Source organism: Flavitalea plasmicola, from assembly GCF_030546645.1.
GTDB lineage: Bacteria > Bacteroidota > Bacteroidia > Chitinophagales > Chitinophagaceae > Puia.
In genome coordinates, this window is record NZ_JAUOTO010000001.1 from 141250 (window position 1) to 168084 (window position 26835).

General features: G+C 48.2%; 21 protein-coding genes. 12 read left to right on the top strand and 9 right to left on the bottom strand.

The annotated features are described in order from the left end of the window. Positions 1 to 34 precede the first annotated feature (34 nt). The gene (locus Q4E93_RS00480; RefSeq protein ID WP_303582073.1) at positions 35 to 1387 is read right to left on the bottom strand and encodes a S41 family peptidase; all 1353 of its coding nucleotides are present in this window, start codon (positions 1385 to 1387) and stop codon (positions 35 to 37) included. A 635-nt stretch (positions 1388 to 2022) separates the two neighbouring features. Here Q4E93_RS00480 and Q4E93_RS00485 point away from each other — a divergent pair. Beyond that, complete coding sequence (locus tag Q4E93_RS00485; RefSeq protein ID WP_303582075.1) at positions 2023 to 4605, top strand: Ig-like domain-containing protein; 2583 nt, start codon at positions 2023 to 2025, stop codon at positions 4603 to 4605. A gap of 86 nt (positions 4606 to 4691) precedes the next feature. Here the strand turns inward: Q4E93_RS00485 and Q4E93_RS00490 are convergent, their stop codons facing one another. After that, a complete protein-coding gene (locus tag Q4E93_RS00490; protein WP_303582077.1) occupies positions 4692 to 5813 on the bottom strand; it encodes a serine hydrolase domain-containing protein in 1122 nt (373 codons plus the stop codon). Between Q4E93_RS00490 and Q4E93_RS00495 the strand changes: the two genes are divergently transcribed. The 5 genes from Q4E93_RS00495 (at position 5782) to Q4E93_RS00515 (ending at position 8920) form a co-directional block, all read left to right on the top strand. Continuing rightward, positions 5782 to 6210 (top strand): VOC family protein, encoded by a 429-nt coding sequence (locus tag Q4E93_RS00495; RefSeq protein WP_303582079.1) that lies wholly within the window; start codon positions 5782 to 5784, stop codon positions 6208 to 6210. The genes Q4E93_RS00490 and Q4E93_RS00495 overlap by 32 nt on opposite strands. A gap of 46 nt (positions 6211 to 6256) precedes the next feature. Beyond that, on the top strand, positions 6257 to 6967 hold the full coding sequence (locus tag Q4E93_RS00500) for a carboxypeptidase-like regulatory domain-containing protein (RefSeq protein ID WP_303582081.1): 711 nt from the start codon (positions 6257 to 6259) through the stop codon (positions 6965 to 6967). Positions 6968 to 7223: 256 nt separating this feature from the next. Beyond that, the gene (locus Q4E93_RS00505; RefSeq protein ID WP_303582083.1) at positions 7224 to 7442 is read left to right on the top strand and encodes a hypothetical protein; all 219 of its coding nucleotides are present in this window, start codon (positions 7224 to 7226) and stop codon (positions 7440 to 7442) included. 121 nt (positions 7443 to 7563) lie between these two features. Beyond that, positions 7564 to 8301, top strand: coding sequence for an AraC family transcriptional regulator (locus tag Q4E93_RS00510; RefSeq protein WP_303582085.1), 738 nt, complete (start codon positions 7564 to 7566; stop codon positions 8299 to 8301). Positions 8302 to 8353: 52 nt separating this feature from the next. Next, positions 8354 to 8920: a dihydrofolate reductase family protein gene (locus Q4E93_RS00515; RefSeq protein WP_303582087.1), complete on the top strand. Its 567-nt coding sequence runs from the start codon at positions 8354 to 8356 to the stop codon at positions 8918 to 8920. Positions 8921 to 8939: 19 nt separating this feature from the next. Here Q4E93_RS00515 and Q4E93_RS00520 read toward each other — a convergent pair whose 3' ends face one another. The 6 genes from Q4E93_RS00520 to Q4E93_RS00545 all read right to left on the bottom strand — a co-directional run bounded on the left by Q4E93_RS00520 (position 8940) and on the right by Q4E93_RS00545 (position 13891). After that, positions 8940 to 9389, bottom strand: a complete 450-nt coding sequence (locus Q4E93_RS00520) for an SRPBCC family protein (protein ID WP_303582089.1) — start codon at positions 9387 to 9389, stop codon at positions 8940 to 8942. Between the two features lie 61 nt (positions 9390 to 9450). Beyond that, positions 9451 to 10386, bottom strand: coding sequence for a helix-turn-helix domain-containing protein (locus tag Q4E93_RS00525; RefSeq protein ID WP_368501843.1), 936 nt, complete (start codon positions 10384 to 10386; stop codon positions 9451 to 9453). Beyond that, positions 10337 to 10702, bottom strand: a complete 366-nt coding sequence (locus Q4E93_RS00530) for a DUF2200 domain-containing protein (protein ID WP_303582093.1) — start codon at positions 10700 to 10702, stop codon at positions 10337 to 10339. Before Q4E93_RS00530 ends, Q4E93_RS00525 begins: the two co-directional genes overlap by 50 nt. 70 nt (positions 10703 to 10772) lie before the next feature. Further along, the gene (locus Q4E93_RS00535; protein ID WP_303582095.1) at positions 10773 to 12293 is read right to left on the bottom strand and encodes an FAD-dependent monooxygenase; all 1521 of its coding nucleotides are present in this window, start codon (positions 12291 to 12293) and stop codon (positions 10773 to 10775) included. A gap of 40 nt (positions 12294 to 12333) precedes the next feature. Then, positions 12334 to 13152, bottom strand: a complete 819-nt coding sequence (locus tag Q4E93_RS00540) for a helix-turn-helix domain-containing protein (protein WP_303582097.1) — start codon at positions 13150 to 13152, stop codon at positions 12334 to 12336. A gap of 1 nt (position 13153) precedes the next feature. Beyond that, positions 13154 to 13891: a tetratricopeptide repeat protein gene (locus Q4E93_RS00545; RefSeq protein ID WP_303582099.1), complete on the bottom strand. Its 738-nt coding sequence runs from the start codon at positions 13889 to 13891 to the stop codon at positions 13154 to 13156. Positions 13892 to 14130: 239 nt separating this feature from the next. On the opposite strand from Q4E93_RS00545, the gene Q4E93_RS00550 reads away from it, so the two are divergent. The 4 genes from Q4E93_RS00550 (at position 14131) to Q4E93_RS00565 (ending at position 20870) form a co-directional block, all read left to right on the top strand. Beyond that, entirely contained in the window at positions 14131 to 14718 is a 588-nt protein-coding gene (locus Q4E93_RS00550) for an RNA polymerase sigma factor (RefSeq protein ID WP_303582101.1), read from the top strand. 60 nt (positions 14719 to 14778) lie between these two features. Then, positions 14779 to 15978 carry a FecR family protein gene (locus tag Q4E93_RS00555; protein ID WP_303582103.1) on the top strand — a complete coding sequence of 400 codons (1200 nt, stop codon included), beginning with the start codon at positions 14779 to 14781 and terminating at the stop codon, positions 15976 to 15978. Between the two features lie 177 nt (positions 15979 to 16155). Continuing rightward, positions 16156 to 19434: a SusC/RagA family TonB-linked outer membrane protein gene (locus tag Q4E93_RS00560; RefSeq protein ID WP_303582105.1), complete on the top strand. Its 3279-nt coding sequence runs from the start codon at positions 16156 to 16158 to the stop codon at positions 19432 to 19434. 89 nt (positions 19435 to 19523) lie between these two features. Continuing rightward, positions 19524 to 20870 (top strand): RagB/SusD family nutrient uptake outer membrane protein, encoded by a 1347-nt coding sequence (locus Q4E93_RS00565; protein WP_303582107.1) that lies wholly within the window; start codon positions 19524 to 19526, stop codon positions 20868 to 20870. On the opposite strand, the gene ppsA is transcribed toward Q4E93_RS00565, so the two are convergent. Then, positions 20867 to 23488, bottom strand: coding sequence for a phosphoenolpyruvate synthase (ppsA, locus tag Q4E93_RS00570; RefSeq protein WP_303582109.1), 2622 nt, complete (start codon positions 23486 to 23488; stop codon positions 20867 to 20869). The genes Q4E93_RS00565 and ppsA overlap by 4 nt on opposite strands. A gap of 262 nt (positions 23489 to 23750) precedes the next feature. On the opposite strand from ppsA, the gene Q4E93_RS00575 reads away from it, so the two are divergent. Both Q4E93_RS00575 and Q4E93_RS00580 read left to right on the top strand, forming a co-directional pair. After that, positions 23751 to 25793, top strand: a complete 2043-nt coding sequence (locus Q4E93_RS00575; protein ID WP_303582114.1) for a ThuA domain-containing protein — start codon at positions 23751 to 23753, stop codon at positions 25791 to 25793. A gap of 199 nt (positions 25794 to 25992) precedes the next feature. Then, positions 25993 to 26766: a class I SAM-dependent methyltransferase gene (locus Q4E93_RS00580; protein ID WP_303582116.1), complete on the top strand. Its 774-nt coding sequence runs from the start codon at positions 25993 to 25995 to the stop codon at positions 26764 to 26766. Positions 26767 to 26835: the final 69 nt, after the last annotated feature.

A 26835-nucleotide genomic window follows, 5' to 3' on the forward strand; every position in this document is an offset into this window, starting at 1 on the left:
GGCGATGACGGTGGGGATTTCTCTCACAATAATGTCATTTTTCTTTTGCCTTATGGGACTGCCGCCCATCGCTCCACAACATGTCGATGCCCGTGACATTTCCCTTATCATCTTTTGTAAAGGCTACGTGGACATTCTCATCAAGAATGAATTTGTCATTGGACACCGGATTCAACTTAAAGATCTGATTGCCCCGCTCGGCATTTCGGCAGTAAAAGCCCGATGGATCAGTATAGAAGACCAGTCCGCCCTGGTATGTCCCGATATAGGGGGTGAGGGAAGCCGGGTCCCGGTTTTCCTGCAAACTCCTGCCGAGCAGGTCGTCGAGTTGCCATTGCGCCTGTGCTTTTTCCTCACTGGTGGCCGCCGTTTGTGACCATTCTGTGATGATGGCCTTCTCTGCCGCTTCCAGCGCCTCCGCAGAACGGGCAGGAATATCCGGAATGACCCCGGTGCCTTCCCAGTCGGTATGCGTATAAGGGTTCAGGGAACGCGCTAAAGGAATATTGGCTACAAACCCCAGCACGACAGGCACAGGCCCGACAGGATGGGCGCCGCCGCCGGTGGTATCGCCGACGATGACGGCCCGGTGGACGGTCTGCATTCCGTAGGAAAAATCCTCCGCACCTGAAAAAGTGAGCCGGCTCGTGAGGATATAGACGGGCTGCTGCAGAAGTACGCTGTCGGCTTTGGAAGGATCCGTCCAGAATACCTTGGTGCCATTTTTTCGATCGATTATGTCGTTCATATGGGTCTTCACCGGAAAAAAGTAGCTTTCGATCTGGCTCACCATTGCCGGACTGCCGCCGCCGTTGTCCCTCAGATCGATAATTAGGGCTTTTGTATTGGCGACAAACCGAAAGGCTCCGGTGATGGTGGGACGGGCTTCATTCAGATAACCGACAAAACCGTTAAACTTGACATAGCCAATATTACCAGGTAAGATCTCCACTTTTGTGAATCCAAAATTCCGCGACCGCATATTGATCAGCTGAAGGGAATCGCCGACCCGCCGCCGTTCGGCCATGTGGGTGGTATCCGCCAGATGCCTGGCCATGTCAGGTGCATATAGCAGGCGAAAATGGCCGTCGTGATGGGCTTTTTGCAGGTCCTGCTGAAGGCGGTCAGCCAGGGCATTGGGATCTTTGATGCCGGCGTAGGCGCCTTTTTTATACTGCGCTTCGAGATAGGCGGCCCACTTCCTGGCTGTATCGGGAAAGATATAATGATTGTACAGCACCTGCCCGAGACTATCCAGCAGTCTACGGGTAATGGCCGGTGTGATCTGTAAAGATGCTTCTTCTTGCCTGACTTGCGCCTGGCAGTTGTTGAGGCTGGCGCATTGGCAACCAAATGCCAAACAGACGGCGATCAGCTTATTTTTCATATTGCGATTTGCGGTATGATGCCAGGAAGATTTGATTCCATAATTGTTCCTGACATTTCTACCCTTAATTTTTGATTAAAAAAAACTTGACGAATTAAAAGTTTATTATATATTTGTACTACACTTACACTCCAAATCACATACTCATCATTATCTCCAATTTCCCTTGTTGTGCATTAGCGCATTGGTTTATTTACTTTTAAAATATCCAAGGGAGAACCTGATTCATCCATTCATTCATTTTTGAAAACCATATTTTCTATCTCCATATCTGTGTGTCTCCTTATCTGTGTATCTCCTTTGAGTTCATCGTTTTAACCTAAGACCATATTTCCTTCACACTTCATTTCGTGTAGTGCCATATATCCCTATAGCAAGACCGGACCATTCCTCTTTTTTGCATGAGAAATTGTAATGATTTTTTTAGTCATTGAAGATCTTTATGGATATGTATGCTCAACATACTTTTAACCAGGGCTATTTGAACAATAGTTTAAATTTTCTCCTCTTTATTATTTTATTATGTAAATCACCTCCCCTGTAATAATACATTTTCCTATGTGCTTCATAGTAAACAATCCCCCATTCCAGATACCATATATCCGGTGGTCATTTAAATTCTAAACCAGAACATCATGCGACTTTTCACCCAATTTGGCCTCTCTTTTTCTTATACAAGAATATGGAAGCCTTATGCTTTAAATATTAGAAGCTTTGCATGTACTTTTTTATTTTTTATTTTACTTTTTTCCGGAGCAGTAGTCGCACAAACGTTTCCTTCTCCAAGTAGTTGCACATCGAAAGATTTGAGCCTGGTAGCCGCAACATTGCCTTCTACTCCTTGCGAAACCTGCACCCCGGGAACAACAATAACGAAACCATTGACGCTGGGCATCAACAACAAAACAGGTTCTACAAGAACATCTTTTGCATTCTGGGCAAATTTGACAATTATTAACGCAAATGGTTCAATTGCTTCGCAAACTGCCATATCTATGTGTTTCAGTACTATACCAAAGAACAGTACCACTTCTTATCTCTACGGAAATCTTACTTACCAATGTGGCCAATCACTGGAGCTTACCGATATATGGGAAGCATGGACAGATGCTTCTCCAGGTTCCACTTGCCCCGTGCTTCTGGCAAACACTTCTACCATTAATCCGAAATGCGGAACAAATCCTTTGCTTAATATTGTCGCCGGATTAGACGCCAACTTCGATGTTACCAATGCTACATGTACTAATTTGGGTTCAATTAAAGTGAAACCATTTGGTGGTAAGGCGCCTTACAAAGTGGCATTAGGAAATAATACGCCTGTTTCTGTCGCTGCAGGAGATTCAGTAACCTTTTCAAACCTTGCGGCAGGTACTTATAATATTTCACTTACTGATGCAAACAATTGCCCCACACCCGTTGTAAAAAGCAGGACAATTACCACAACGGGTTCATTGGCGGCACCAACAAGTGGTGGTGATCAAACGCAATGTCACCAGTCTCCTATTCAGACTTTAACGGCAACTGCAACTGCCACAGCCGGAACAATTACGTGGTATAATGCAGCATCCGGTGGTTCTGTAGTTGCATCGCCAACCCTGAGTTCGGTTGGAACAATCACTTATTACGCTCAAGCCTCCAATGGAACCTGTACAAGCCCAAGGACCGCCGTGACCTTAACGATCAATGCAGCACCGGCAGCGCCAACAACTGGCGGTGATCAAACGCAATGTCAGCAGTCACCTATTCAGACATTAACGGCAACTGCCACAGGTGGAACAATTACATGGTATAATGCAGCATCTGCGGGTTCTGTAGTTGCATCACCCACCCTAAGTTCGGTAGGAACAGTTACTTATTACGCTCAGTCATCTAATGGAACCTGTTCAAGCCTCACGAGAACGCCAGTGACCTTGACGATCAATGCAGCACCGGCAGCGCCAACAAGTGGCGGAGATCAAACACAATGTCAGCAATCACCAATTCAGACATTAACGGCAACTGCCACAGGTGGAACAATTACATGGTATAATGCAGCATCTGGTGGTTCTATAGTTGCATCGCCCACCCTAAGTTCGGTAGGAACAGTTACTTATTACGCTCAGTCATCCAACGGGAGTTGTTCAAGCCTTACAAGAACACCAGTGTCCCTAACGATCAATGCAGCACCGGCAGCGCCAACAAGTGGCGGAGATCAAACGCAATGTCAGCAATCACCGATTCAGACATTAACGGCAACTGCGACAGGCGGAACAATTACATGGTATAATGCAGCATCTGGCGGTTCTGTAGTGGCATCACCCACACTGAGTTCAACAGGAACAGTTACTTATTACGCCCAGTCATCCAACGGGACCTGTTCAAGCCTTACAAGAACACCCGTGAGCTTAACGATCAATGCGGCGCCTCCTACGCCGTCAGCAACGCTAACACAACCCACCTGTTTAGTGACAACAGGCACTATAACAGTGACTGCTCCAACTGGTATGGCTTCCTATACCGTTACAGGAACCAACCCCGTAGTAGCTGCCGTTACTCACGCCGGAGCGGAATTTGCAGGATTAACGCCTGGTGTGTATGATGTAACAGCAACCGATGCCAACGGATGTACTTCTGTTGCTTTAAGTGTAACCATCAATGCACAACCGGCAAAGCCATCATTTACTGTTTGCCTGGTTCAGCCTACCCTTTGTGCAAATAGTGGTAGTGTTACAATAAATGCCACTGGTGGAAGTGGTTTTACGTACAGTATTGATGGGACAGACTTTACCAACACAACCGGAGTTTTCAATAATCTTGGATCCGGATCAGTCACCAGTATCCAGGTTAAAAATTCTGATGGTTGTATTTCTGCGCCTGCTAATTGTGACGCTGTGTCCAATTGTTCTCCTCAACAAACTGTTTCCACTGTTTCTAAAGCTCAAACTGCCCAAATGCAGCCCATTCAGAATGCATCAGATCAAACGAGTGTAAACGCTTATCCCAATCCATTCACTAGTCACGTGAAGTTCGTGGTAAACGCTGCGCACGCTGGAAATGGGACATTGGAAGTATTTAATACGCTTGGGCAAAGGGTTAAAATTGTATACCAGGGCTTTGTGCCTGCAGGTGTCAACAATTTTGACCTGAATTTGCCAGGCCAGAAAAATGCCGGCCTTATATACAGATTTAGCCTGGGTGCTGAACATGTAACTGGTAAGTTGCTGCAACTTAAACGATGATAGGATTGCAGATATTAGGATCAAAATAGTCTTAATAAACAAAGGAAGCCGTCTCATAATTAAAATGGGACGGCTTTTTATTTCCCTCAATTTGACAATTCGATCAATAATTCTTTTGCCAGCGGGTAGATCAATTCCATGTACCGTCCTGGCGATATATTTGATAAAAGTATAATAGCACAATTACTCTTTCGGTTAAGCAGAATGGAAGCGCCATAACCTCCGGTCCCACCATTTAGTCCCTGCATTCGGATATTTGCAGGCATGATCTGGAGTTCATACCATCCCAAATTGCAGCTTTCCAAATGGTTTATTGGGAATGTTTCAGTTGCTTGCAGGGTAGCAGCCACGTCGTCTGGGTCGCACGCCATGATGGCAAATCTGGACAAATCCTCTGCCGTAGAAATAATGCCAAGGCAACCATTGAGGATACCCCCGTCCCAGTGTGAACAAAAGTTGCCTTTCTCATCGATCCCCCTCACCATTTCCGTTTGGACTTCACGGACATCGAACGTAGAGTGATGCATCTTCAAAGGAATGAATATCCGCTCAGCTACAACTTTTGGAAAAGGTTTTCCTTCAATCTTCGATATAATATAGCTCAATAAGCCCGCTCCCAGATTCGAATAAAGATGTTTCTCTCCAGGTTGGCTGTCCAGGCGCAGGTTTTGAGTAAGATAGGAAATTAGTTGGTCCTCCGTATAGTTCCTGAAAGGGTTTTCCTTATCGAAGTTTGATTGAATATCGAAATCATGCGGCATCCGTTGAAGACCGGAAGTATGCATGGCCAGATGTCGTAGGGTAAAGGACGGCGAATATAACAATGGAAAGGAGAGAAATTTCTGAGCAGGATCGTCCGGACCAACTTTTTTTTCAATTAGCAACTGCGCCAGAATATTGCCCGTGAATGCCTTGGTAACTGAGCCAATTTCAAACGCAGAGGAATGATTATCGGCTTTGCCAATATTTCCATTTTGCCGGATCAGTCCATGATAACTAACCTGCCTCTTCCTGACAAGGGCTATCGATACCTGGGTTTTATCAGGCAACTTATTTAAAGTATCTGCTATTTTATTTATTACCTTAGGGTAAGTCATCAAATTTCCTGCGTAGTTGTTAATACACAACTCAATATTAATAAGTAAATAGACTATGGAAAAAAACAAATTACTAAGAATGGACAACGTCGGCATCGTTGTAGAATCCATTGATGACGCCATCTCTTTTTTCACGGAGATAGGTCTGAAGCTGGAGGGGAGAACCATAATCGAGGGAGAATGGGCTGGTCGCATCACCGGGCTGGGCGCCCAGCGCGTAGAGATTGCTATGATGGTCACCCCTGATGGCCACAGCCGGCTCGAGATCTCACGATTTCTCACCCCGCCTGCTATCTCAGATCACCGGGCTGCTCCTGTGAACGCTCTTGGCTATCTGCGCGTCATGTTCGCTGTCACAGACATTGATGAACTGGTATCCAGGCTCGTCAGGCATGGCGCTAAGCTTGTTGGCGAAGTGGTGCAGTACGAGGACTCTTATCGGCTCTGCTACATTCGCGGAACCGAAGGGATTCTTATCGGGTTGGCAGAACAGCTCAATAATAAATGACCAGGGGATGGGTGCGACACTGAATTGCCGTAACTTCGCATCCACTATGAGATATGTCACATTTCTGTTAGTCTTCGTGCTCCCTGGTTTTTCGGGTTTTGCTCAACAGTTCCTCACCGGAAAGGTCCGTAACAGGGCCGGCCTGGACACCCTGGTCTCCGTGAATGTATATAACACGACGCAACGGAAACACAAACTTTCGGACGAGAAGGGCAATTTCAGGATTGCGGCACAGCCGGGAGATACCGTGATTTTCTCCTGCGTCGGCTACCAGACGGACACCATTCCCGTCACCGCCGCGATGCTGGGAACGGAGTTTTCCGTCTTGCTGGATTTGCGTTCTGTTTCATTACAAGCTGTGACGGTAGGCAGTCTGAGCAATTATCAGCTGGACAGCCTGGAACGCAGGCAGATCTATAGCTGGATCTACGAGCAGGAACCTCAGCCGGTGATTGAGCGCCGACGTCAAGGCGACGGCGTAGGCGTCGAATTGAATGTCATACCCCACGGCTCTTCGGAAGTCCGTCAACGCCTGCAGCTAAAAAAGCGCATTATACGGGAAGAGGAGCAGCACTATGTGGACTTCCGCTTTTCCGCTGACTATATATCCCGTCTCACGCATCTGCAGGGAGACTCGCTGAAACAATTCGCGGCGCGTTACCGTCCATCCTATGATTTTTGCCGGAAGGCTACCAACCTGGATATACTGGTGTATATTAACGACAGTTTCAAAAAATCAAAGAACAGCGATCAATAGATTGCTTGCTTGAAGAAAGATGGATCATTTTCCTCCCAATCCCCCGGGTGCCGCCAATATTCAATATAATCTTACAACTCTCTGATTCTCCATCAAATGAGCTGTCTGGCCATAACTCTGGCATCAGTTGCCCAAGGGTTCCTGGGTTACACTGATCAAAATCATTCCTGACAATGACAGGCGTCCGTATTAACGTCCCGGTAACATGGTAACGTTGCAGTGATCAGCATTCATTAACCAAAAGAAAGACAATATTATGCAACGCAGAATTCAACAAGGGACGTCCGTCCAACATTATCTGCCGGCTATGGCCCAGCTGACGGAATCAAAGATAGGCAGGGTAAATAAACGGACGGACATGAAAATGGAGGCAAAGACCGAAGTCGCTGAAAATTTGACCGAAAAGCTAAACCTCCTGGCAAAAAGCCGGATGTTCAGCAGGCTGCACCGGGTTAAGAAATACGATCCGCTATAGTAACTCGGGACGGCGGTTATCGTTATCCTGTCATATAGGTTCCTGTCTTTTTGGCTACAGTATGGAATCATTTATTTATTGCCCAAAAAGATGGATCTTGTACCTCTAAGACCGGATAAATATGATGATTTATAAACAGGTGATACCACATCACGCACTGGCGGACTATATTGATTGCTTTTGGTCAATAGAAAGCGCAGGTAGCGAGATGCAGGTTGAAAGGATTTTTCCGGATGGGAGCCCTGGCCTAGTATTGAATGTAGGCGAAAAATGTACCACCGACAACGGCCTGGTAGCCATGCAGCCCGGGGTGCCTTATTTGGTAGGTGCCATGACTTCTTATAAAGAAACCTATTTTAACGGAAAACATCACCTGATCGGGGTGTGCTTTAAACCAGGCGCCTTCTCTCAGTTTTATAACTATCTGCCCCTGGCGGAAATTACAGATCAGACGGTAGAACTGGAGAAAGAACTTGCGCCAGACACCAGCAAAATGCAGGAGCTGTCGTTTGCGGACTTAAACGCATTTTTTCTCAAGCGACTCAACACAACCAGGCAGGACCTTTCCACCATTGTCAAATGCATTAAAGAAACCAAGGGACAAATCACTGTCGGCGCACTGGCCAAAAAGAATCACACTACACGGCGGCAGCTGGAAAGAAGTTTTCATAAGCATATCGGCATCACCCCTAAAGAGTTCATTAACATCACGAGGTTTCAACATGCCTTCTCGGAGATCACACGCAATAAAAAGCACAAAGGCCTATTGGACATTGCCGTTGCATATGGGTACTACGATCACGCCCATTTAACAAATGACGTAAAACGGTACACCGGTCTGCCTCCGTCCGGATTATAATTTTGTCGCCTTTTTCCAAACCAGTTCATACCCCCAATATTACCTTTGCCATATGAGAAAGATAATACTGAATTTAGCCACGACATTAGATGGCTTTATCGAAGGGGCGAATGGTGAGTTGGACTGGTGCATACTAGAGGAGGATATGCATTTCGATAGCTTCCTGGAATCCATTGGCACCATTTTCTATGGGCGCGTGAGTTATGATCAATGGGGCAATTACCAGCCTGACGTATCTACATCGGATATGGAGAAGCAGATTTACGCAGCCATACAGTCCAAGGAAAAATTCGTTTTCTCCAGCCAATCAAGAGCAGATGATAAAGCCACCTTCATCAGCTCCGACGTAGTAGCCCTGGTAGAGAAGATCAGGAACCAGCCCGGAAAAGATATCTGGCTGTATGGAGGCGCTAAACTGATCAAAACGTTTATAGAAAATGGCCTGGTGGATGAATACATGATTTCCGTTCATCCAACTGCATTGGGCGCCGGCAAGCCCTTGTTTGATATAGCTGCCAAACTGGACCTGGAACTGACCGGAACAAAAGTATTCAAATCGGGCGTGGTGCAACTGATCTATGCTCCCAACAAGAGTATCGACCCCAATAGGCTCGTATGATCATTCTTAGGTTGTCATCTCACTTGGTTGGTGCTCTAAAAACGCCTTTTCCGCTGGTCAAATAGGAAAACAAGCTTGTTTGGATCCAGTGGGTCCAGCCGGGCTCACAATCCTTGTAACATTCCACGTCCGGCGTAAGACCTTCATGTGTGAACTTCAATTCTGTTACCCCTTCATTTTCATTGAGATCAAATATTAATTTGGTGTTGGCCCACTCCTTTTTATCTGCATACCAGGGCATATTGCAGTCTGTAACAATCCAAACAACCCTTTTGCCGGGGATTAACGCTGCTACGGTAAAGTCAAAGAAAGAATCCCCGCCCATCTTAACCGAAAACGTGTCATTTTCATTTTGGGCGCTTCCGGTAAAGGTTATTCCCCACCATTCCGGTACATTGCTGATCTTCCTGATGGCCTCGTTTGCGCTGATCTCGGCAGAAATACTGCTGGTAAAATCGTTCTTTTTCATTTTATTTGTTTTTTAATAAAGGTAGAACGATCGTATCCTTATGTATTGTACGAATCGGAACTCAACTCGTATAATGTTTGGCGGCAAGTTCGTTTAGGCTGTTTTGAAGGTCGGTAGGGGTGGCACCGGTGAACCTTTTAAATGACCTGAGAAAATGGGATTGGTCGTAATAGAGCTGGTAAATATGGTCTTTTAAATTTTGCAATTTGACACCCGTTGAATATACCTGGTAAAATTGCTTGAACCTCACTATTTCGGAAAGGTTTTTGGGTCCTGTACCCAAATGTTCCGAAAATTTTCTATTAAGCCATCGCGCACTATAGCCAGTGTCCTTTTCAAGCTGCGCCACGCTGATCATCCCTTTTGAATCAGCTATACGATTGATGCAATAATCGTATATAGCGTCCGGAGCGGATTTTTCCAACCGTTTGATGAGAAAATCCTGCAGGATCCGCAATTTCAGGTTTAAAGCGCTTGCCTCAGCAAGTTGCGACTGAAGTTCCTCTGCACTGTTGCCGATCAGGTCTTCCATCCCCACTATGCTATTCTTGACCTCGGCGTATGGTAAATGAAATAATCGATAGGCTCCGAGGGGATTAAACTCGATGATTATCGTGCCGGTCTGTGTATCTTCCTGCGGATCGAGCATTACGGGGGAGTCGATCAGTCCGGTGAAACTTAGCTTATTTTCAATTTGGATGAAGGGCTTCCCCCCGATGGTAGCCATGATCCCGTTGCGATAAGTAAGCGTTAATTTAAAATTTGCATTTGGGACGATCAGTTTTCTATCCAGGGCGGGCAGACGACCGCTGCTTTCGAACACATACATTTTCGCAATGTATGGGCCCAAAATCGGATGAGGTGTCACCGGGATGAATCGGAACGCTGTCATTTGCCTGCAAAGAATTAACGCTGCTTTAAAGATACGAATAGGGGATGAATTCACCCTACGATCCGCGCAAGATCTTCTCCATCTTCCTGCCCTTCGCCAATTCATCCACTAATTTATCCAGGTACCGGACCTGCTGCATCAAAGGATTTTCGATTTCTTCTACACGATGCCCGCAGATTACCCCGGTGATGAGGTTCGCATTCGGATGTAGCGTTGCGTGTTGGAAGAACGTTTCAAAAGTTACATTTTCTTTTATAAGTTGCTGCAGCTTCTTATTGTCAAAGCCCGTTAACCATTGTATGACCTGATGCAATTCTTCTTTTGTTCTGCCTTTCTTCTCGACTTTTGCGAGATACAAAGGGTAGACCGAGGCAAAGGTCATTTTTGCGATACGCTGATTCTGTGTGTTTGAATTGTCCATACCAGGTATTTTAGCGTTCGTTGGCTTCCTGGTAAAAATAATAGAAAATATTCATTTCCAGGCTCCGGGGTTAAGCAAACCAGCGACCGGCCGCCTTTTCGAGCTCACTGCCATCCGGGTCGCTGTCAGAAGCCCAGGCGATCATCCCATCGGGGCGTATCAGGACAGCGCTCAATCCTAATTGTTCCTTTGCCCTGCCCGAAACATACTTGATCCCATCGCTATGCGCAATCGCCCAAGCTTTAAGTGAAGCGTTCCTGTCAAAGTCAAGCAGCATCCCCCGGCCATCGTGCATCAGCTCGCCGATGCCGGCACCGTCTTCGAGTTCAAAGTTGGGAACGCTGTGGCCTGTCAGCGGGTGGCCGCCGCCGGGATCGTATTGTGTGAAAACGCCCCACACCCTTCCTGCAATATAGGTGGCGCCATCGCGGGTATGCATGAGGTCGCGGACAATTGCATTCAGCGCGCGGGCATGGGGGTCTGGTCTCATTATTGCCACCTGGGCGCGTGACCAATCCAGCACCTGTGCACCAATGGGGTGTCGTTCAGCATGATAACTGTCCAACAAGCCTTCCGGCGCTTTCTTTTGGATGGTTGCGGCGAGCTTCCAGCCCAGGTTCATGGCATCGCCCAATCCAAGGTTAAGCCCCTGGCCGCCCAACGGCGAATGAATGTGCGCGGCATCGCCGGCTAAAAGTACTCGTCCGTTGCGATAGGTGGTGGCCTGCCGCGCCCGGTCGGTCCAGGTGGTGGCGAAATGCAGGGCACTGATCGTCACGTCGGTGTTCGAGATGTGGCGTAGCACCTCCTGCACGTGTTCACGCGTGACGGGCTTACCTGAACTATGAAATGCCCCGCCATCAAAATCCTGGATCGCCAGGTAACCTGGTTGCGACTGCAGGTACATGCCTGTTGGCGTCAGATGGCGGCCCGGGCTGAGCTTCTCGGGGTTGGCGATGTCCACTTTAGCTGAGTAGCCGGTAAATTCCGGCTCCGTACCAGCGAATTCAAAACCCCCGGTCTTGCGAACAACACTTCGGCTTCCATCGCAACCGACGAGCCATTTTCCTTTAATAGATTGGTCACCGGACCGAACAGTTACTCCGTCCCCGGTTTGGTGAAAGTTAGTGACGGCAAACCCGCGCCTGATCTCTACACCCAGGGCTTCCGCACGGCGGGATAGCACTGTTTCGAGCTCCTCCATTTCAGCAATTAAACTGGTGGCGGGGGAGCCTGGCAGGCGATACCTCCACCGTGAAGTGTCAATATCGCCGTCATGGAATGGAATGCCGGCGAAGTGCCCTGCCTGACGGCGTGGTCCTTGTACAGCGTTAGCGTGGGGGTTCTTAAGATTTTTGGGCACCTCCAGCTCCTTTAGTAACCCACGACGGTAAAGCGCTTCAATGGTAGGCGCCGAGAGTCCCCGAATCCCGAAAGGGAGCTGCTTCAATGGCGAGTGCGGATGCCCCGCCTTTTCCAGGACCAGGACGGAGCATCCGGCCAGGGCCAGTTCACAGGCGAGGAATAGGCCTACGGGCCCTGCGCCGGAGATGATTACATCGTGAGTAGAATGAATTTGTGTAGCTTTCATAAAGTATGATTGATACACAAAATTCCGGAATGATCCTGCGTCAGGCTTGTACAAACGCGACAAAATCGTTGTTAACAGCCTGTTTCCCTTTCTTTGCTTTTCGCGCGAATGCCGCCGGCGTGGTACCGCTGTAGCGCTTGAATTCCCTGCTCAGGTGGGCTTGATCGGTATAACCCAGCTCATGCGCTAAGCCGGCAATGTTGGAATCCGGATGAAGCCATAACTGGTTTCGCACCTGCTCGAAGCGCATCAGACGGGACACGTCTTTAACAGTATGGCCGGAGGATTGCGAAAACCTCCTTTCCAATGTACGAACCGTCGCATGAGCCGCCGCCGCCACCTGGCTTACCGGCATGGCGCCGTTTGCTTCCCTCATGGCGACGCCTGCTTTGAACAGCATACTGTCAGTGGCAACCCGCGACCTTGCATCCAGGAAATACTGTTTTAACCGGGCCACCGCTTCCTCTATTTTGCCAGCATGGATCAAATCACCCAACATGGATTGGAGCTGGGCGATAGGATGCTCAAATATGCGCACGCTGTCTTTACCCGACGGCAGCCCGAGCAGATCGAACACGGTCCAGGGATAGCACCTGATACCCATGATCTCCAAACGGTTTTGCGTGTAAAAAAGAACAGGCTGATTGAGCAGTCCCACCATGAACGGTGATGGCAATGGCTGCAGGCTTCCATTGTGAGCAATGCTGCAGGGGCTTCCGAAATGAAAAATAATTTCAGCGTAACCATCCGGTAGTACCTCAAAACCCGTTGGTAGCGCTTCGAAGTCTCTTCTGTCGTACCAAAAACACCTGATGGTATCCCGCAGCGCTTCAGGAGCTTCAAATTCCTGGTGCTGCATTTTATTCTAATTTATATGTTCTGCCTTTAAGACAATTTTTCATAAAATCAAGCACCTTTTTATCGATGATCTTGTAGCCAGTGTTGGCAGCCTGTGTAAAATCTGAGCAGGCTGCTGTTGGCTGCTTATCCTCCATCTCCAGGAAACCGCGGTCGTAATAAACCTCTGCTTTCTTTTCACCCAACTCCAGGGCTTTGGTAAAATCCGCAATTCCGCCTTTATTATCACCTAGCCTGCCCCTGATGGTGCCGCGGAGGCTATACGCTTCTGCATTTTGGGGATCAAGTTCAATGAGCTTTTCCAGGTCTTTCAAAGCTGCCCGGCTATCGTTCTTCACATACGCCAGGATCAAGGCTCTTGATTCATAGGCATATTTATAGGACGCATCTGTCTCAATAGCTTTGGTATAATCTGTGAGCGCTCCGTCGTAATCTTCCGCATTCTTTTTAATAATGCCAAGGTTATGATAGGCGCGGGCGGAAGGTTTTAAGGTGATGGAAGCCGTGTAGTCTTCCGTTGCACCCTTGATATCTTTCAGCTGCAGGCGGGCGTTGCCTCGCAGGATGTACAGCTCGGGATCATCCTTTTTTATGATGATGGCACTGTCGAATGCCGATTTGGCTCCTGCATAGTCCGCTTGATCGTACCGCTGCTTGCCCACGGTCATCAATTCATGGGGAGTCTGTGCAAAGGAAGAGATGGAACACAACAATGTCAGGCAGGTAAATAGTAGTCTCATCGGTTGGGGTATATAAGTACAAATTAATGAAAAATAGTTCTGAATATCCTCATATGCGTCTTTTCGGGAGTGTTCCTGGCTTGATCGTAAAAAACCCTCCCCAGTTCACAATGCATTGAAAAAGAGACGAATAACTTTCATATTAATTTCTTAATGCTATCATCGGTTAAGTGTTAGTATTTAATTATTTCTTTTGAATTCCATTTCTATCCTTAATTTAATTTGAGATTTCATTGACAATGGAGCACGGAATTAACGAAAGTGAGTTATTATTAAAGATCGCCGCCGGCGACGAATCGGCCTTTAGAGACCTGTTTCACCGCTGGCGGGATAAGCTTTACTTTTTTGTACTCCGGATAACGCATTCCCCGGAAATGGCCGAAGATATACTCCAGGACGTATTTGTGAAGATCTGGACACACCGGGCTTCATTGAATACCATACAGCATTTCGATGCCTATCTCTACAAAATGTCCCAAAACCAGGCTATTTCGGGGATGAAGCGGGCAGCCAAGGAAGCCCTGATCCTGTCTGAGTTGACAAAAGCACCGGAGGCCGAAGCACTAGTGACGGATGACGCAGTGCTCCGCCGGGAATTAAGCAGAAAATTTCAAGCCATCCTGCACAAGTTGCCCACCCAGCAACGGCTGGTATATACATTGACGCACCTGCACGGGTTAAAGCATGAGGAGGTAGCCCAGCAATTGGAAATATCCGCATCCACAGTGAAGAACCACATGACCCGTGCGCTTTGTACTATCCGGCAGGAACTGCTTCAGCATTATCAAATGATCATTATTTATGTGTTTCTTACCCGGGTATGGTAATCTGCCAAAAAAAATTTCCCGCCATGTAGGAATATTTTCCCTCCCGTTGGTCTAATATATATGCCCGACCAAAATATTGCCACCCTGATCGACCGGCTGCTAAATGGCTCCATCACACCGGCAGAAAAGGAGTTTCTGGCCAAATGGATCGCTTACGACAGCGATGAAAAGGAGCTTCATTCGATGATGGAGCGGGCATGGAGTGACTTCAAGCCGGGGCAGAACCTCCCGGCTGAAAAAGCAGGTCAATTACTGGAATCTATTTTACATAGGGCAAAAGAAAATGATACTGCGCAGCCGAAGGCAATACATGGTGATCGTATTGGGTGGCGGCCGTCGATCAGGGCGTATCAATGGGCGGCGGCGGTCCTGCTCTTTGTTATCGTGACGGGTGTTGGTTTTTATTTCCTGCGGAAACAGCCTGGCGCAATACCTACAGCCATTGCCAGGCGTGATGTGCTTCCTCCTGCTGCCAGCAATGCAGTGCTGACACTGGCAAATGGCCAAACGATTGTCCTGGACAGTGCGGGTAAAGGCAATATTGCTATCCAGCGTACAACGGCCATCATTAAACAGGGTGACGGGGACATTGCCTATCGAACGACTGGAAAGACCGATGATATTGAATACAATACGCTGACAGTACCCAGGGGCAGCCGGATCGCCCATGTCACCCTTTCGGATGGCACCAGGGTCTGGCTGAATGCAGGCTCCTCCCTGCGGTATCCCGTGTCGTTTAACGGACAGGACAGGCAGGTGTCTGTCACCGGCGAATCCTATTTTGAGGTAGCGCAGGACAAAGCCCATCCATTCGTGGTAAGTAAAGGGAACTGTGCCATTAAAGTGCTGGGCACCCATTTTAATGTAAATGCCTATGACGAAGAGGAGAAAATAAAGGTCACCTTACTGGAAGGATCCGTAAAGGTCATTTCCGGGGCCGGCAATAATCTCCTCCTGCCAGGGCAGATGGCTGTAATGAATGCAGGACAGAAGATGGAGATATTGGAGAATGCAGACATCGAAAGGGTCATGGCCTGGAAGAACGGCTATTTTAATTTCGCAAACGCCGATATCCGGACAGTGTTGCGTGAGCTTTCAAGATGGTATGATCTGGAGCTTGTATTCGACGACGTGACAAACGAAAAATTTCATGTGGAGATCCGCCGTGATATCCCCTTGTCCAAGGTGCTCAGTATACTGGAAATGACAGACAAGGTTCATTTCAATATTTCAGGGAAAAAGGTGACGGTGACGCATTGACCATTAAATCTTATCGGGTCCGACGGGCCCGTATCCATTCAAGATCAGATAGGCACACGTGACAGAGCTTGTCGTAAGGCTCATAGGCCTGCTATGCCCATCCATCCGGGAACCCGAACACTATCAAACCAGCATTGCAATATGACACACCAACCGGCTCAATCATTACTTTCTGCTATGAAGCTAACCGTCATTTTTCTGGTGGCCTCCCTTCAGTTATCCGCCAGGGGGTTCGGCCAGGGCATTACAATTTATGAAAAGAAGGCGCCGATCAGCAAGGTCTTTGAAGACATCCGTAAACAGACAGGATACACTTTTGTCTATGCGGAATCGATCCTGGCCAATGCAAAAGCGGTCTCCATCAATGTGCATAATGCCACATTGGAAGAGGCCTTGACGGCATGCTTTCAGGATCAGCCATTGACCTGGTCCATTATGGAAAATGCCGTCGTGGTCAAAGAAAGATCTGTTCCGTCGGAGTTGAAAGCCATCGATACGGTGCCTGCCAGGCGCTATGCCGCGATCCGGGGCAAAGTCACGGACAGTCTTGGAAAGCCATTGCGGGACGTCTCTGTGACTGTAAAAGGTCTGCGGAAAGGTACATCCACTGATGCCGAAGGGAATTTCACGGTGCCTGTTAAAGACGAGCGGTCGGTGCTGATCTTCAGCATGATCGGCTATCGCACGAAGAATATTACCGTAGGCAATCTCAGGGAGCTGGCGGTGGTATTGACCGAAGCGAGCGCAGATCTCAACGATGTGGTAGTCACAGGCTATCAGAATCAATCCAGGAGGCTGAGTGGAAGCTCCACCGCAACGGTGGATATTAAAAGCGCTTCCATCCAGCCGGTGGCTTCATTCGATCAGATGTTGCAGGGACAGGCTTCAGGACTGAACATTAAGACAGGCAGCGGCCAGCCGGGAAGATCGTCCGATGTAGTGATAAGGGGTAAAGGGTCTATCAACGGTTCCACCGACCCCTTGTATATTGTCGACGGTATCCAGCTGCAGGCAAAAGATTTCCAATCCATGAATCCATTGGATTTTGAAAGCGTCACTGTGCTGAAAGACGGGGCTTCCGCCAGCCTGTATGGATCACGTGGCGCCAATGGCGTTATTGTCGTCACTACCAAAAAAGGCCGGGAAGGCCGAACGGCTGTTACCTACACCGGGCAGATGGGTTTTTCAAAGCTGCCGCCCAGCAAGCTAAAAACCATGAATGGCCCGCAGCATGTCGATTTTGAAATGAATATTGCAGGTAACCCATACAGCTGGACACCCGCTCAGGCAGACAGCCTCAGGAAAATAAATTTCGACTGGGAAACGGCCTTGTTCAGGTCCGCCCCCATGCAGGAACATCAGCTTTCATTCAGCGGCGGGAACAACAAGACAAAATATTTCAGCTCATTATCCTACCTGGATCAGGATGGGATCTTACTGAACACCAACCTGCGGAGGTATACGGGCCGGTTCAATATCGAACATACCATCAGTAATTTTAAGATCGGCACCAATATAGCAGGAGGGTGGAGCAAATCCAGGAATGTCAAGGAGGGCAACGAGAGCATGACACCCCTGAACACGATCCTTTGGGCCCTCCCTTATGAGGTCCCTTATACATCCTCGGGTCAATATACAACGAGCATCCAGGGCGTAGGCAACTGGACGAATCCTTTTGAAGAGGTCAACAGGAATATGGGACATACCTATTATACCAAGGCCTATGGCAACGGTTTTGTGGAATATAAATTTCCCATGGTCAGGGAGTTGACATGGCGCAGCAACATCGGAGGAGATTACACGCAAAGCGAATACTTCAATATCACCAATAATGGCACGCAGGACGCTCAGCATGACGGTCAGGCCACATCCCCGATGTGGGGGCAAGGCAATCTGAGCCAGGGATTTAGCAAGCAATTTCGTTCTACCATCACCAACTCCCTTTCCTATAAACATATTTTCGGCCCGGAGGGGCAGCACAACCTGAATGCATCGATCTATCATGAAACGATACGCACCCAGGCTTCCGGGTTCGGTTATCAGGGCTTTGGTTTACTAAATCCCTATCCCAACGCGGCGGGGCTGGTAGCAGGGACAACCACCAATGGCTATATTCCGGTGATCAATAATATTGTTTATACGCCGGACTATGGCATCGTTTCTTTTTTCGGCATTGTCGATTATGTGTACAAGCATAAAATGGTCCTGGGGGGGTCTGTAAGGCGGGACGGCTCCTCCCGCCTGTCCCCGGACAACCGCTGGGTGAACTATGGCGGCATTAGCGGCGCCTATATCCTGTCGGAGGAGAATTTTCTGCGCAATCATCCTGTCATCAGCCTGCTCAAAGCAAAAGCCAGCTATGGTACTGTAGGGAACCAGGAGGGGATTGGCGATTTTCCCTACCTGCAGCAATATGCTTCAGGCACCTTCGGCGGGGGCTCTTCCCTGGCTATATCGGCTTTTGGCAATAAGAACCTGAAATGGGAAACCCGGACCACCTTCAACACAGGTGTTGAGCTGGGCTTGTTCAAAAACCGTATTACCGCCAACCTGGAATTCTACAATTCCATTACGAATAATCTTTTTTTCAACCTGACGACTCCTGCCACCAGCGGTGGCCCGGGCCAGGTCCTGGGCAATGCCGGCAGTATGCGTAACCGCGGATGGGAGGCCAGCATAAGTCTTGCCGTGATACATAATAGTGACTTTGACTGGAACATCAGCGCCAATTACAGCCTCAACAGGAATGTTGTCCTGTCGCTTCCGCTGGGGCAACAATCCCAATTATATCACAAATACCAGATCTTACAGGTAGGCAAGCCATTCAATAGTTTTTACCTCGACCGGTTCCAGGGAGTCGACCCGCAAACAGGCAGCGCGATCTATCTGAAAGCAGATGGAAAAACGCTTACCCATACCTATGACCCCAACGATCGCGTCACGCTTGGCACCAGCGATGCGCCCTTCAACGGAGGGATCAACAACGGTCTTAGGTACAAATCCGTCAATCTGAGCTTTCTATGGGTGTATTCCTATGGCAACTCCGTATATAACTATGCCAGAACGCAAGTCGAGATACCGGGCTATTCCAGCGCCGGCTTTTCTACCAATGGCCTGAACGCCTGGACAAAGCCGGGACAGATCACCAATTTCCCCAGTATGAATGACCCTTTCAAACAGAATACCACCCGGTACCTGGAGGATGATAAGTTCTGGCGGCTGCGCAACGTCATGCTGACTTACAATTTGCCCCAGCAATATTGCAGGTGGCTGAAGATAAACTCATTCCAGCTCTTTGTCCAGGGACAGAACCTGGTGACGCTTTTTAAGTTCCAGGCCTTTGACCCGGAGATCTCCACCACCAATAGCAGCACCGCTAACTCCAATGCCGATATCACCGGCGCGCAATATCCTCCGCTGCGATCTTATTCCTTTGGCGCCACTATTAATTTCTAACCTGTTAAAGCTCATTCATCATGTTACAGTCTCACGCTATAAAGTTTTCGATGACAGCCATGGCCTGTGCCTTACTTCTTGGGTCCTGTATGAAAAACCTGGATACGAAGCCACAGACGATCCAGACCGATATCCATAATTTCAGTGATCTGACGGCCGTTGGGGCCGGCGCTTATGCCGGGTTGAAAAACGACCGGTATTACGGCAATTCCTCCATGGCATGGAGCAGCCTCCCGGATATCATGGGCGATGATTTTATCGAAGCTTACGAATCATTGGGCGACTGGGAAAATGAATCGAGATGGCAATATTCGGCCGACGACCCCCTCATCAGCGGGGCATTTTCACAAGCATATGTCGTTATCAGTGCAGCCAACAATGTGATCCAAAATTGCAAAGGATATGAGTCGGGAAGCACCCTTACCGGCGCCTTCCAGCTGGAAGCCCAGGCGAGGGCATTGAGGGCCCATTGCCATTTCGACCTGCTGCGTTATTACGCACAGTCCTATCAGCGTAATTCGGACAGTCTGGGCGTACCTTACGTCACCGTTTTCAGCCCTGATAACCCCCTGGCGGCCAAGCCTTCCCGGATCTCTGTCAAAAATTGCTATGACAGCATTTACAATGATCTTTACCGTGCGCTGGACATCTATCGTCAATATGGAGATGTCAACAACCCCGAACGTTTCTTTATCGATTCCACCTGTATACATGCCATGCTGGCAAGGATCGGTTTATACAACGGTCAGTATGCCCAGGCAGCGGCCGACGCATCCGTCGTCATCGGGAAACTGCCACTCGCGAATACGACCGACTACCCCCAGATCTGGCTGGACAATTCCCTTTCGGAGATCGTCTGGCAAATTCCCAGCGACCAGACGATGCGCCCGGGGAGATGCAACAACGGTCTTCATGCGGCTTACCGTGTCGCCAATAATTTTCGCGACCTGGTCTATTCCCCCGCAGGCGGTATCCGCAACGACACCAATGTTATCCGGCGCGATATCCTCGGGACGGGCAATGTAAACCGGACCTCCCTTTTTAAGTACGTGGGCACCCGGAATTTCAAAGTTTACCGTACGAGCGAAATGCTGCTGATCCGGGCAGAATGTAAGTTCCGCCAGTCTTCCGGCGCGGGTCTGGACGATTTGAATACATTGCGCGCCGCACGTGGTGTTGCGGCTGGTACGGAGACAGGGAACGATGTTTTCAATGCCATTTTTACGGAACGACGGCTGGAGCTTATCGGGGAAGGACACCGTTGGTTTGACCTCCGGCGTACGAGCAGGACCATTGACCGGGATGAATGTGGCAGCGCTGGTGGCTCTCTTTCGAATGTATGTTCACTGGGCCCGGATTCACGCAGCTGGATCTGGCCGATCCCTTTCAACGAAATCAAGCTCAATAACAACCTGGCACAGAACGGGGGTTATTAGCCTGGTAGCTCTACATATCCGTCCGTGCCGTTCACCCGGATCCGCTGCCCGTCTTTGATCAGCCTGGTGGCATTTTCCACTCCGACGACTGCTGGTAAACCATATTCACGTGCGATCACCGCCCCATGGGTCATCAGGCCGCCAACTTCGGTGACCAGGCCTTTTATGGATACAAACAAAGGCGTCCAGCTGGGGTCGGTGAAGGAGGTGACTAAGATATCTCCCTCTTCCAGGTCGGCATCTTCCATGTTTAAGATGACACGTGCCCGCCCCTCTATGACGCCGGAGGAAACGGCCAGACCTGGAATAGCTTTAGCCGGGAGATTTTCTTGTTTGTACTTGCCTCTAATGATCTCACCATCAGACGTGATAATACGTGGAGGAGTCAGTTTTTCAAATAATTTGAACGCATCTTTCCGTTCGCTGATGATTGAGTAATCCAGTTTATGGGTGCGTACGACTTCGTGAAATTCTTCAAAAGTAAGATAGTATATATCTTCTTTTTCAGGGATAAGGTTGGCCTGCACAAGTTGTTCGGCCTCTTTCATTAAACCCTGCTTATATACGAAGTAACGGCTGATTATACTGTATTTGGGATATTCACGATAGCCGGCGTAACTCCGGACCAGGTGGATCATTCGTTTTGTCTCTTTGATTTTCTGTTCGCCATCTGGAAATTCCTTCAGTCGATCTAATAACTCTTGTTCTTTATTTAGGGCTTCTTGCAAGCCTTGCTCAAATTTCCGCTTGCTGGCTTTAGGCTCAAAGTTTTTGATATTACTCAGGATCGTAGGGACAAGTATAGCCGGTTTTTCACTCCAACGGGTTCTTGTAATATCGATTTCCCCGGCACATCGCATTCCGTATTTGCCAAGAAAAGCATAGAAAGCGTCCCGGACTTGTTGTCCACCTTGAAACTTAACCAGGTTATCCAAAAAGTCATCATCTTTCACCTGCTGCAAATACTCAATTACTTCCGGAAAGGGGCGGATCACGTCAGCAACATCCAATAGCGCCAGACCCATTTCCGAAGTTATATTGTTTGGTGCGGACTGGGAAAGCGTGTCTGCAGCATTCTTCTCGCTCAGCCATTCGTTCATTTTTTCGTTGATCCAGGATGCGGCATTCATACCCGTCATAATCACCCCAAAACTCTGTGGGTCAGACATGACCTTCTTTAATTGCTGGAGATCTTCCAGGATGAGATCAAAGAGATCCGACCCTGATCTGGTTTGGATGCTTTGTTTCAACGCTTCTATCGAAATTTGACTGCGCCTGATCAGATCAGAAACGATGGTTGGATCGTAGTCATTCAGTGTTAGATAATTCGGAAGCGACACCCCTTTATTACTTTTGCCGGGACCTGGTTCCATTCTGTCATCGGGAAGCGATTTTACAAAATCTTCCCGCTCTATGATGGTCACGAGTGCGTCTTTTATCAGCGGATCGGATTTTCCCAGGGTGACATTTACCAACGTTTCCCTGCTTTCGGGTGAGGCCAGCATAGGTGTAATATCAACAAATAACCTCCCGCCGGCTGTACGCATAGCTGCACGGGTCGTTAAGAGGAAAAAAGACAATCCCAATGGTTTCATGGCATCGGTCATCATTTGTTGATGCCCGACAGATACGTAAACATGATTTTCCTGATCATTTGCTTCAGGGATCGGGAATAAAGTAGTGATTGGCCGGCTCTGGACAATATAAAATGTATCGTCAGCCAAACACCATTCAATGTCCTGGGGAAGGCCGAAATGTGCTTCGATCTTTCGGCCTATCTGCGCAAGCTGTAAGATCTGCTCATCCGTCAGTGCTTGCCTGTTCTGCTGCCCGGGCTCAATTTCCTGTTGTTGGGTACCGCCTTCTTTTAAGGCATAGATAGCCAGTTTCTTGGTGGAGATCTTCCTATCGGTGACCCTGCCGTTATACACTTTATAGTTGTCCGCATTCACCAGCCCGGACACCAAAGCCTCACCCAGTCCGAAGCTGGCATCAATGGATGACACCTTCCTGTTAGAGGTAATTGGATCGGCAGTAAACAGAATTCCAGCCGCCTGCGGGAAGACCATCTTCTGAACGACCACAGACAAATAGACTTTGCGGTGGTCGAAGCCGTTTTGAAGGCGGTAAATGACTGCCCTGTCGGTAAACAGCGAAGCCCAGCACTTGCTGATATGTTGCAGGATTGCCTCCTTTCCGATGATGTTCAGATACGTATCCTGCTGTCCCGCAAAGGAAGCCGTCGGCAGGTCTTCCGCCGTAGCGCTGGACCGCACGGCATAGGCGTCTTTTTCACCGAACTTTGTGAGAAGTCCCTCGATCTCGTCTGCTATATCCCGGGAGATGGGTGTTCTTTCGATGACCCTGCGGAGCTTTGCGCTGATTGCGCTGATCTTTTCCCTCTCGTCTGCCTTGAGAAACGTTAATTCATCCAGCAGACGGTCGAGCTCGCGATTATTTTCAGTGAGTTTTTTGTACGCTTCGGTAGTAATGCAAAAACCCTCCGGCACCCGTATCCCTGTTATATGGGAGAGTTCGCCCAGATGAGCGCCCTTGCCTCCTGCAGTCATCTTCATTGTCCTGTCGATCTCCTGAAAACTAAGTGCATAGGTGTCCATATTTTTCTCCTTTTAGCGATACAAAATAAACAGAATTCATATCCCTGTAAAGGATGGAAAATAAAATAAATATTCAAACCAATTTCAAATTTCGGTGTTGATAATGCAAAAGGAAGCGTTACTGTTACTCCGCCTTCAACCTTCTGGCGCAATGCGTGTCATATTATTCGCAGGTTTACTAATTTTGGGTTATGGAAAATTGCCTTGTTTGCATCACACTACTTATATGCGCATATTTTTATTCTTATGTTTAGCTTGCCTTATGTTGGAATGTGAGGCCCAAAAGAAGGCAGATAAGACAGACTTTCAGATTTTTGGCCACATTAGTGGAAGGGACACGGGATCAGTTGTCCTGTGGTATATGAATGGTGCAAAAGAATACCTGAGCGATACCACTTCGCTCGATCACGGCCAGTTTACTTTTTCCGGCAATGTCGGCAGCGCCTGCCAGGGTATGATCTGGACAAACCAGCAGAACCATGATTTTGACGATCAAAGCGTCATCCGGTGCATAATTGAGCCTGGCATAATGCATATCTACAAAATGGATGGTGTAAGGAAGACAACCTCCACCGGCTCGCATGCCCAGAACGAAAAGGAAAAGTGGGATAGCTTCATCTCTTCGCTCACGGAAGCAGATGCCCAACGAATGGCAACCTCCGCCTCCTTGCGAAAGCTTGAAAGACAGGCCGGTCAGTCTCTCTTTACAGATCGAATCGACTCCCTTCACCGGCAGTGTGATTCTATCAGGGCAATTCGCGCGAAACTTGATCTGGGTTACGTGGCGCAGCATCCCGAATCCTATTTGAGCGGTTATCTTTTGTGGTTCAATCGCAGGAGAATTCCGATAGATTCGGTGAAGCTGCTATATACAGCGTTTGCCGATAGCGTAAAAAACAGCTCGGTAGGCTATGAGGTATTAAAATACGTATATCCGTTGACAGATGATCAGGGATTCAGGAACAAAAACCCTTTGATGGGCGAAGGGTTTACCAAACGCCTTGCCAGTATCAGGTCCATACATGATCTCAGTCTCAGGGATATGTCCGGGAAATTGGTGGATCTTAACAAGTTCAAAGGTAAATATCTGCTGGTGCATGTTTGGACCAGCTGGTGTAAAGGCTGCGTTGCCGATATGCCGATGTGGAATAGTTTACTAAAGCAATATGATCCGAATATCATTCAATTCATTTCTGTCTCATTAGATAGAAATGTCGAAACCTGGAAGCAGGCTGTCGGAAAATACCATCCTAAAGGTCCTCAATTGATCGATTCAAGTGCATTCACAGGCTTGTTTGCCATATTCTGCAAGGTATTGTGGGTTGGAAAATACCTGATCGCGGATCCTGAAGGCCATATTTTAAACTATAATGCGGATGAGCCGGACGAACCGGCATGGCGAAGATTGCTGGACGGCTACATTAAAAAAGAGCCGCGCAAAGACCCGTTGATCAATGTGCTTATCGTAGACGGGTTCAGCAACCATGATTGGAAACAGACCAGTCTGATGGTGAAAAATATTCTTGAAAGAACAGGCCGTTTTCACGTCACGGTTTCCACCGCGCCGGGTACAGCCAACGATCCGGGCTGGACCACATGGAACCCGGAATTCGAAAAGTTTGCTGTCGTCATTCAAAATACCAACAACATCCAGGATTCGGCACTGCAATGGCCGGCAAGTATACAACAGCGTCTGGAAAAATACGTCAGCTCGGGGAGAGGATTATACGTGCTTCATTCTGCCAATAACGCCTTCCCCCGCTGGAAAGAATATAATAAAATGATCGGCCTGGGCTGGCGCCCAAAGGACACGGGATTTGCATTACAGGTCGATTCCAACGATCACATCGTCCGGATACCGCCCGGACAGGGAGAGGCTACCAATCACGGGGCCAGGTTCGATGCCGTCATTCGTATTTTGAACCGTCACCCCATTAATGAAGGTTACCCGGAAAAATGGAAAACGGCTTCAATGGAGCTGTACAGGTATGCACGCGGGCCGGCAGAGAATCTTACTATCCTGTCCGTAGCCGCCGACAGCGTCACCGGCAAGATATGGCCCGTCGAATGGGTAGTAAAATACGGGAAGGGGAATGTCTATGTCTCCAGCATGGTGCACTTGTGGAAGGGGGATATATATCCTGTCAGCTACAGATGCATTGGTTTTCAGACAACACTGATCCGTGCAACGGAATGGCTGGCAACGGGAAAAGTAACCTACCCGGTTCCCGCGGACTTTCCATCGGAAGAGGCCAGCCGCCTGCGTTCTGGATCCGATTATCCGGGAGACTCCTCACCGGATTGAGCACTCCCGGAGCGCCCCATCATACCAGGCGCCCTGGAGGCTGCCGGGAAAACATTCCCCATACTGGTTTTGCAGCGCACTATATCTCCTTTTCCGGGGATGATTCCAGCAATTTTGATGCCTACTTTAATAACCTGTACATCTGGTACGAAAATTGAACCGCGAGGGCAATAGGTTCACCCTTAAAACAAGGATGCATATGCCATTAAGAGAATACATGAAAAAAAAGCTTACTGAAAAGCAGATGAGGAGCCTTAACAGCCTGGCAAAAAATGTGCGCTCGTTCGGGAAAAGAGGCAATTTAAATGAATTGGCAAAAATATATAGAACAGATAAATGGGGGTTGCATTTCTACACACCTCATTATAATGATCATTTTAGCCCGTTCAGAAACAAAAAGATTGTTTTACTGGAAATAGGCGTGGGGGGGCACGAGGATCCAAAGGCCGGGGGAAATTCTCTGCGGATGTGGAAGAAGTATTTTCCCTATGGTAGCATAAATGCGGTAGATATTTTTGACAAATCCTCCCTGGAGGAAAAACGGATCAAAATTTTTAAAGGCAGCCAGGTTGACAAAGAATTCCTTCTGGACGTTATAAAACAAATCGGGAACCCTGACATAATAATTGACGACGGCAGTCATATCAACGAACATATGATCGAAACATTTAAGATCCTGTTCCCCTTATTGAAGGACGGCGGCATCTATGTTGTTGAAGACACGCAAACCTCCTATTGGCCGGATTTCGGAGGAGACAGCAAAAAGCTGGACAATCCCAACACCATTTTGAATTATTTAAAAAAGACAACTGACTGCCTGAATTACGAGGAGCTGCTCTTACCCGGATACGAACCTACTTATTTTGACAGGAAAATTATATCGATGCATTTTTACCATAACCTCGTCTTTGTATATAAGGGTGACAATAACGAAGGATCGAATAAGGATCAAACCCATAAAGTTGACAGATGATCAACTTCGATTAGCCTAAGTCATGCCAATGTACGTTTCTATAAGCAGGTTCCCCGCCTTGCAGTAAAT

Coding starts and splice junctions, on each gene's coding strand:
- Q4E93_RS00560 (WP_303582105.1), top strand. CDS start 16,156: ATGAAGCTAACCGTCATTTTTCTGGTGGCCTCCCTTCAGTTATCCGCC.
- Q4E93_RS00545 (WP_303582099.1), bottom strand. CDS start 13,891: ATGAGACTACTATTTACCTGCCTGACATTGTTGTGTTCCATCTCTTCC.
- Q4E93_RS00510 (WP_303582085.1), top strand. CDS start 7,564: ATGATGATTTATAAACAGGTGATACCACATCACGCACTGGCGGACTAT.
- Q4E93_RS00490 (WP_303582077.1), bottom strand. CDS start 5,813: ATGGATTCTACAACGATGCCGACGTTGTCCATTCTTAGTAATTTGTTT.
- Q4E93_RS00500 (WP_303582081.1), top strand. CDS start 6,257: ATGAGATATGTCACATTTCTGTTAGTCTTCGTGCTCCCTGGTTTTTCG.
- Q4E93_RS00540 (WP_303582097.1), bottom strand. CDS start 13,152: ATGCAGCACCAGGAATTTGAAGCTCCTGAAGCGCTGCGGGATACCATC.
- Q4E93_RS00530 (WP_303582093.1), bottom strand. CDS start 10,702: ATGGACAATTCAAACACACAGAATCAGCGTATCGCAAAAATGACCTTT.
- Q4E93_RS00480 (WP_303582073.1), bottom strand. CDS start 1,387: ATGAAAAATAAGCTGATCGCCGTCTGTTTGGCATTTGGTTGCCAATGC.
- Q4E93_RS00525 (WP_368501843.1), bottom strand. CDS start 10,386: ATGAATTGGCGAAGGGCAGGAAGATGGAGAAGATCTTGCGCGGATCGT.
- Q4E93_RS00515 (WP_303582087.1), top strand. CDS start 8,354: ATGAGAAAGATAATACTGAATTTAGCCACGACATTAGATGGCTTTATC.
- Q4E93_RS00580 (WP_303582116.1), top strand. CDS start 25,993: ATGCCATTAAGAGAATACATGAAAAAAAAGCTTACTGAAAAGCAGATG.
- Q4E93_RS00550 (WP_303582101.1), top strand. CDS start 14,131: ATGGAGCACGGAATTAACGAAAGTGAGTTATTATTAAAGATCGCCGCC.
- ppsA (WP_303582109.1), bottom strand. CDS start 23,488: ATGGACACCTATGCACTTAGTTTTCAGGAGATCGACAGGACAATGAAG.
- Q4E93_RS00520 (WP_303582089.1), bottom strand. CDS start 9,389: ATGAAAAAGAACGATTTTACCAGCAGTATTTCTGCCGAGATCAGCGCA.
- Q4E93_RS00555 (WP_303582103.1), top strand. CDS start 14,779: ATGCCCGACCAAAATATTGCCACCCTGATCGACCGGCTGCTAAATGGC.
- Q4E93_RS00505 (WP_303582083.1), top strand. CDS start 7,224: ATGCAACGCAGAATTCAACAAGGGACGTCCGTCCAACATTATCTGCCG.
- Q4E93_RS00575 (WP_303582114.1), top strand. CDS start 23,751: ATGTTGGAATGTGAGGCCCAAAAGAAGGCAGATAAGACAGACTTTCAG.
- Q4E93_RS00565 (WP_303582107.1), top strand. CDS start 19,524: ATGAAAAACCTGGATACGAAGCCACAGACGATCCAGACCGATATCCAT.
- Q4E93_RS00485 (WP_303582075.1), top strand. CDS start 2,023: ATGCGACTTTTCACCCAATTTGGCCTCTCTTTTTCTTATACAAGAATA.
- Q4E93_RS00495 (WP_303582079.1), top strand. CDS start 5,782: ATGGACAACGTCGGCATCGTTGTAGAATCCATTGATGACGCCATCTCT.
- Q4E93_RS00535 (WP_303582095.1), bottom strand. CDS start 12,293: ATGAAAGCTACACAAATTCATTCTACTCACGATGTAATCATCTCCGGC.